The following is a 6,704-nucleotide window of genomic DNA, read 5'->3' as shown; positions in this document are numbered from 1 at the left end:
TGCATATCAAGAGTAACCCTCTTACCAAGTATTGGTAAGTCTTGAGCCTTCCTATGATGCGAGCCGTGATGTTTTATTAAAGGCGCCCCACACTTATGGCAGGTGCAGTTGTTACTTACAGAATGCATTCTGATAATGATTTCATCATCAGTTTCCTCAACATCAAGTATCTTTAAATCAGCAGGGTAAAAACTCTGTAAGTCCAGAGAAGAAGTAGTAGACATATCCCTCTATCCTTTCGGAATCAATATATGTCTATTATACACCGCCTTGGAATGCTATACTATAGCCAAGTACTAATCGATGAGGAAGAACCAATTTAGTTTTACAAGTTACTGACAAGTTATGGCCCTTTAGTTAGCCATAAAATGATTGTGATACCCTTATGTTTTATGATATACTAAATCGGACTTTATGCATAAATACAGTAATAAGCAAGGTATACGAGGAGTTTAGAATGAAAAAAGCATTATCTATCTTATGTGCAACGACTCTTTTTGTGTCCACCCTTGTTGGTTGCGGAAACACAGAAAAGGAGCAATCTGCACCGGTAAGCGAAGAAACAGTTGAAGCAACTGCTGAAGAATCAAATAAAGAAGTAACAGAAGAAGCAGCAGAGGAAGTTGCTGAAGAAGTAGCAGAAGAAACTACAGAAGAAACTGAAGAGGAAAAGCAGACTGAGGAAGCATCGGCAGAAGAGACAAGCAACTCGGTTACTGTAAGAGTTGGCTCTCTCAAGGGCCCCACAACAATGGGACTTGTGAATCTTATGAAGGATTCTGAGAACGGAGAGTCTGCCGGTAACTATGAATTTTCAATGAAGACTCAGCCTGATGAGATCATGGCTGGTGTTGTGTCAGGCGATATCGATATAGCACTTGTTCCTGCCAATATGGCATCGGTTCTTTATAATAAGACTGAGGGCGGCGTTTCTCTTGTCGATATCAATACCCTGGGTGTTTTGTACTGCGTGACCGGTGACGAGTCCGTAAAGAGTGTTAAGGATTTTGCGGGTAAAACTGTAGTTACTACCGGACAGGGTGCATCACCTGAGTATGTTCTCAGATATCTTCTTGATAAAAACGGTGTTACTGACTGCAATATAGAATTTAAGTCCGAGGCAACAGAGATTGCGGCTCTTCTTCAGGAGGAGTCATCGAAGGTGGCAATTCTTCCGCAGCCATTTGCTACAGTGGCATCTGCGAAGAATGAGGCTGTATCGGTAGCATTCGATCTTACTGACGAATGGGATAAGGTTTCCGATGGATCAAAGCTCTTAACAGGTGTAACTGTTGTTAGAAACGACTTCTTAAATGAGCATAACTTAGAAGTTCAGAAGTTCATTGAAGAGCATAAGGCAAGTGCTGATAAGGCTATATCAGATGTCGAAGGCACTGCGGCTCTTGTGGAAGAGTATGGAATTATTGAGAAAAAGGAGATAGCTGCCAAGGCACTTCCTTCCTGCAATATAGTTTGTATTTCGGGAGATGATGCAAAGACTGCGCTTTCAGGCTACTTACAGGTTCTTTTTGATCAGGATCCTAAATCTGTTGGCGGCAACCTTCCGGATGATGCCTTCTATACATTGGACTAATAATTGCTGAGGTTTTATGAAAATAATAAAAAAGACCGGCATTGTGGCCTTCTGGCTATTGGTCTGGCAACTGCTGGCTATAATAATCCACAATAAAATATTACTTGCAGGCCCTGCAGAGTCATTAAACGCGCTCATCCAGATGGCAAAAACACCTGATTTTTCAGCATCGGTTGTAACCTCAATGCTTCATATTGTAGCAGGAGTGGTGATCGGCTGTGTGCTGGGAATTGTTCTGGGGGCTATAGCTCTTAAATACAGAATTGTAGGAGAATTCATTTCCCCTGTGGTGACTACTGTGAAGTCAGTGCCTGTAGCAAGCTTTGTTGTGCTTATACTTATTTGGATTGGTAGTGACAATTTGTCCACAGTGATAGTAGCGCTGGTGGTTTTTCCTATTTTATATCTGGCAACGACAAACGGTTTATCCGCCACAGATGATAAGCTTCTCGAGATGGCACATGTATATCGCATGCCATCTGCCAATAAAATAAGATATATTTATTTTCCGGCTCTTATCCCATCATATATGAGTGCGATTTCAGTCGCAGTAGGCATGGGCTTTAAGAGCGGCGCAGCAGCTGAAGTAATAGGGCAGCCGCTCCTCACTATGGGTAACGGGCTCTACAGATCTAAGATAAATCTTGATACAGCAGAGGTCTTTGCCTGGACATTTACGATTGTTTTAGCTTCATTTGTAGTTGAAAAAATATTTATAATGATAATTTCCATAATAAAGAAAATGTTCGTGCCTGCATCGGCAAATAATCAGGCTGTAAACAATAAGGATGAGGAGGTGCAGGATGACAATTGACCTTGAGAATATCTCCAAATCCTATGGGGCGAGGAAAGTCCTTGAAAATTTTAATCTGGAAATAGAAAATGATCATTCTTATGTTATTACAGGTGCTTCGGGAAGCGGAAAAACAACGCTTATACGAATTCTTTTAAGCCTTGAAGAACCTGATAGCGGAAGAGTTCATCTGATGGGTGATTATAAATATCCATATCTGAACGCAGGAGTGGTTTTTCAGGAAAACAGACTTTGCGAACAATTTTCTGCAGTTCAGAATGTTGTTATGGTCAATAAGAAAAACTCAGTAAAAGTTGCCGAGGAGGAACTCTTAAGACTCCTTCCCGAGGATGCGATTCATAAACCGGTATCTGAGCTTTCGGGAGGAATGAAAAGAAGAGTTGCGATAGTACGAGCATGTGCTATTCCATCGGATATGCTTATTATGGATGAGCCATTTACAGGACTTGACCTTGATAATCGGATAAAGGCAATTGAGTATATCAGAGAAAAACAGGGAAGAAATCCGCTTCTTATTACTTCTCATGATATGGAGGGTCTGGATTTTTGCAGACGTATTGAATTGTAATATACCTTGAAATTCCTTTGGGATGATGGGTTTATATATGTAGTTGTAAATTGATTTTATAGAATTGGGAGATTTCTATGGTAACAAACGACGAGGGACTGGTAAGTTTTAAACACAAGATTATGGAAGAGGTTTGCCGCCTTGCCTGGAAGGGAGAGCTTGACGAGGAGCACAAGGACAAGCTTACATATCAGGTTGCGCCCGGACCGAAGCCTGAGTACAGATGCTGCGTTTACAAGGAGCGAGAGATAGTACGTCAGAGAATTCGTCTGGCATGCGGACAAAGCACTTCCTACAACGAGAATTCAAAAAATGTGGTTCAGGTTATTGATCCTGCTTGTGATGAGTGTCCTATTTCGGCTTTTTCAGTAACAGATAATTGCCGTTTTTGTATGGGAAAAGCATGTCTTAACTCATGTAAGTTCGATGCTATTCATCCTGGTGACATGAAGATGCACATTGATCCCGCTAAGTGTAAAGAATGCGGAATGTGTGCTAAGGCTTGTCCTTATGGAGCAATTGTTCATCTTGAACGTCCCTGCCACAAGGCATGTCCTGTAGGAGCTATCACTTACGATGAGTACGGATATTGTAAAATTGATGAGGATAAATGCATATCCTGCGGACATTGTATTCACAACTGTCCTTTCGGAGCTATCGGATCCAAGACTTATCTTGTTCAGATAATTGAGGCTATCAAGGAGGGCAAGGAAGTAATCGCTATGTGCGCTCCTGCGACAGAAGGCCAGTTTGGTGAGAACATCACTATGGCTGCAATTAAAAAGGCGCTTGTAAAGATCGGCTTCTCAGATATGGTTGAGGTTGGACTTGGCGGAGATATGACAGCTGCCTACGAGTCTAAGGAATGGGCCGAAGCTTACGCCGAAGGCAAGAAGATGACTACGTCATGCTGTCCTGCATTTATCAATATGCTTAAGAAGCACTTCCCTGAGCAGTTTGAAAACAACATGTCTTCAACTGTTTCGCCCATGTGTGCTATTTCCAGATATTTAAAGGCTACGCGTCCCGGATGCGTTACAGTATTCGTTGGCCCCTGCATAGCTAAAAAGTCAGAGGCTCAAGATCCTGATGTTCCGGATAATGCAGATTATGTAGTAACCTATGGTGAAATCAGAGCCTTGATGAGATCTAAGGATGTAGAGTTCGAGCCTGTGGATGATGAGTATCAGGAATCCTCAATCTGGGGTAAGAGATTTGCTACCAGCGGCGGCGTTGCAAATGCCGTTATCGAGTGCATGCAGGAGAGAGGTGAGGACATCGGTGACCTTAAGCTGCATCGAGCAGCCGGTGGTCTTGAGTGTAAGAAAGCACTGACGCTTCTTAAGATGGGCAAGTTCCCTGATGATTTCATTGAGGGTATGGTTTGTCCCGGAGGCTGCGTCGGAGGACCCTCCAAGCATAAAACGGAGACAGAGATTACCAAGGCCAGAGCAACACTTCTTGCAAAGGCTGACGGAAGAAAGGTTCTTGAAAACCTTAAAAATTATCCTATGGATAAATTCTCAATGCACCGCGATGGTAAGAAAATAGATCTCCCCGACTAATATAATGGGGATAGAGCCGGATAGTCGTTTTTATGCGATTATCCGGCTTTACTTTTCATCGCATTTCAGGCTGTTAATAAAACTTTGATAAAATTTTATCTTTTCTTGAGATTTTAAGACATTAAGAGTTATAATTTTGAGGCATAATTATAAATGAGCTGTATGCTCAGGCTATGTATTATCACCAATGCGGGCTGTTTCAAGCCTGCCTATTCATAAATTAGGAGGAAATATAAATGTACGGTTTTGGAGAAATGATTTCCAAGCTTAAAGCTAATCCGAAGACTATTGTCTTCACAGAGGGTGAGGATCCCAGAATTCTTGAGGCTTCATCCAGACTTCTTGCAGGTAACTTTTTAAAGCCTATTCTTCTTGGTAATCCTGATGTTATTAACAAGGTTGCTGAGGATGAGGGTTATAACATCAGAGGAGCAATAATAATTGATCCTACAAACTATGACGATTTTGAGGCTATGGTTGCAGAGTTTGTTGAGCTTCGTAAGAGCAAAGGAATGACTCCCGAGCAGGCTCGTGATATTTTGTCACATGCAAACTACTTCGGAACCATGCTTGTTAAGATGAAGAAAGCTGACTGCCTCCTTGGCGGCGCTACCTATTCAACAGCTGATACGGTAAGACCTGCACTTCAGATCATCAAGACTAAGCCCGGTAACACGGTTGTTTCATCCTGCTTTATTCTTGTTCGTCCTTCAGCTACAGGCGATAACGAGGTTATTGCAATGGGTGACTGTGCTATCAACATTGATCCCTCTGAGGATGAGCTTGTTGAGATTTGTGGAGAGACAGTAGAGTGTGCCAAGGCTTTCGGTGTTGATCCCAAAGTTGCATTCCTTTCATTCTCCACAAAGGGTTCAGCTAAGAGCCCTTCTGTTACAAAGATGCAGAATGCTACTAAGAAAGCACAGGAAAAGTATCCTGAGCTTCCGATTGATGGTGAGCTTCAGTTTGACGCTGCTGTTTCCCCTAAGGTTGCACGAGTTAAGACACCGGGATCACCTGTGGCAGGACATGCAAATACCTTTATTTTCCCTAATATTGATGCAGGTAACCTCGGTTACAAGATTGCTCAGCGCATGGGTAACTTTGAAGCATACGGTCCGATACTTCTCGGTCTCAATGCTCAGATCAATGACCTGTCAAGAGGCTGTAATGCTATAGAGGTTTACTCAATGGCAATTATTACAGCAAGCCTGGCATAAACCTCTGACACTTAACAGACAGATAGCAGAATTATAAACGAGGTTATATGGAATATAAGGATTATATGGTGCGTGCTACTGCAGCTGATGCGCAGATAAGGGCGTTTGCCATTACTTCAAGAAATCTGGTGGATGAGGCCAGAAAAATACATGATTTAACACCTATTTGCAGCGCTGCATTGGGGCGCCTTATGAGTGGCGCTCTCATGATGGGTGACATGCTGAAAAATGAAAAGGACGCGCTTACTATTACCGTTGACGGCGACGGCCCTATCGGAGGACTTCTTGCGACTGTTAATAACAGAGGAGAGGTTAAAGGATATGTGAAGAATAATACTGTTGTTCTTCCCAATAATGATGCAGGACATCTTAATGTCGGCGGGGCAGTAGGTAATGGTACACTTACCGTAACAAGAGATCTTGGACTTAAGGACCCTTATGTGGGAACGATACAGCTTTTGTCAGGTGAGATTGCGGATGACCTGACCTGTTATTTTGTGGAATCAGAACAGATTCCTTCTTCGGTAGGTCTTGGAGTTCTCGTTAATAAAGACTTTTCAATAATGGAAGCCGGAGGGTTTATTGTTCAGCTTATGCCAGGGGCATCAGAGGAAGTTATTTCAAAGCTCGAGGGCAATATCCAGGGAATGAAGACTGTTACAGAGATTCTTAAAGAGGGAAATACTCCGGAAGATATGCTGAACATGGTACTTGCAGGTTTTGATATAGACATCACTGCAACCATGCCGGTTAAGTATCACTGCGGATGTGACAGAGACAGGGTAGAAAGAGCGCTGACTCTTCTTGGAAAGAAGGAATTGGAGGACCTTGCATCGGATAGCGAAGATGTAGAGATTAAATGTCATTTTTGCGGAAAAGCCTATTCCTTTACGCCTGCAGATCTTAAGGAGATGATGGTAAAGGCAAAATAACCTTGCCGTAA

At 42.6% G+C, this 6,704-nt stretch carries 7 protein-coding genes; 6 read left to right on the top strand and 1 reads right to left on the bottom strand.

Annotated elements, in window-relative coordinates:
* The coding region (locus BLR42_RS23285; protein WP_207648531.1) for a transposase at positions 1–224 on the bottom strand (224 nt) is incomplete at its 3' end.
* A 233-nt stretch (positions 225–457) separates the two neighbouring features.
* Between BLR42_RS23285 and BLR42_RS09560 the strand changes: the two genes are divergently transcribed.
* From BLR42_RS09560 to hslO, 6 genes are all read left to right on the top strand, one after another.
* Positions 458–1,594 carry an ABC transporter substrate-binding protein gene (locus BLR42_RS09560; RefSeq protein ID WP_091868547.1) on the top strand — a complete coding sequence of 379 codons (1,137 nt, stop codon included), beginning with the start codon at positions 458–460 and terminating at the stop codon, positions 1,592–1,594.
* 16 nt (positions 1,595–1,610) lie between these two features.
* Positions 1,611–2,408, top strand: a complete 798-nt coding sequence (locus BLR42_RS09555; RefSeq protein ID WP_091868545.1) for an ABC transporter permease — start codon at positions 1,611–1,613, stop codon at positions 2,406–2,408.
* On the top strand, positions 2,398–2,976 hold the full coding sequence (locus BLR42_RS09550) for an ABC transporter ATP-binding protein (protein ID WP_091868543.1): 579 nt from the start codon (positions 2,398–2,400) through the stop codon (positions 2,974–2,976). Before BLR42_RS09555 ends, BLR42_RS09550 begins: the two co-directional genes overlap by 11 nt.
* 77 nt (positions 2,977–3,053) lie before the next feature.
* Positions 3,054–4,541, top strand: a complete 1,488-nt coding sequence (locus tag BLR42_RS09545; RefSeq protein WP_022760185.1) for a 4Fe-4S dicluster domain-containing protein — start codon at positions 3,054–3,056, stop codon at positions 4,539–4,541.
* A gap of 236 nt (positions 4,542–4,777) precedes the next feature.
* Positions 4,778–5,761, top strand: a complete 984-nt coding sequence (gene pta / locus BLR42_RS09540; RefSeq protein ID WP_022760184.1) for a phosphate acetyltransferase — start codon at positions 4,778–4,780, stop codon at positions 5,759–5,761.
* A gap of 47 nt (positions 5,762–5,808) precedes the next feature.
* The gene (gene hslO / locus BLR42_RS09535; RefSeq protein ID WP_091868541.1) at positions 5,809–6,693 is read left to right on the top strand and encodes an Hsp33 family molecular chaperone HslO; all 885 of its coding nucleotides are present in this window, start codon (positions 5,809–5,811) and stop codon (positions 6,691–6,693) included.
* The last annotated feature ends 11 nt before the right edge of the window (positions 6,694–6,704 follow it).

The organism is Butyrivibrio sp. INlla16 (genome assembly GCF_900104155.1).
Classification (GTDB): domain Bacteria; phylum Bacillota; class Clostridia; order Lachnospirales; family Lachnospiraceae; genus Butyrivibrio.
This window is presented reverse-complemented; position numbering and strand designations above follow the sequence as displayed.

What these genes read in the sequence shown, in the direction of transcription:
- BLR42_RS09560 (WP_091868547.1), top strand. Translation starts at nt 458, where the DNA reads ATGAAAAAAGCATTATCTATCTTATGTGCAACGACTCTTTTTGTGTCC.
- BLR42_RS09555 (WP_091868545.1), top strand. Translation starts at nt 1,611, where the DNA reads ATGAAAATAATAAAAAAGACCGGCATTGTGGCCTTCTGGCTATTGGTC.
- BLR42_RS09550 (WP_091868543.1), top strand. Translation starts at nt 2,398, where the DNA reads ATGACAATTGACCTTGAGAATATCTCCAAATCCTATGGGGCGAGGAAA.
- BLR42_RS09545 (WP_022760185.1), top strand. Translation starts at nt 3,054, where the DNA reads ATGGTAACAAACGACGAGGGACTGGTAAGTTTTAAACACAAGATTATG.
- pta (WP_022760184.1), top strand. Translation starts at nt 4,778, where the DNA reads ATGTACGGTTTTGGAGAAATGATTTCCAAGCTTAAAGCTAATCCGAAG.
- hslO (WP_091868541.1), top strand. Translation starts at nt 5,809, where the DNA reads ATGGAATATAAGGATTATATGGTGCGTGCTACTGCAGCTGATGCGCAG.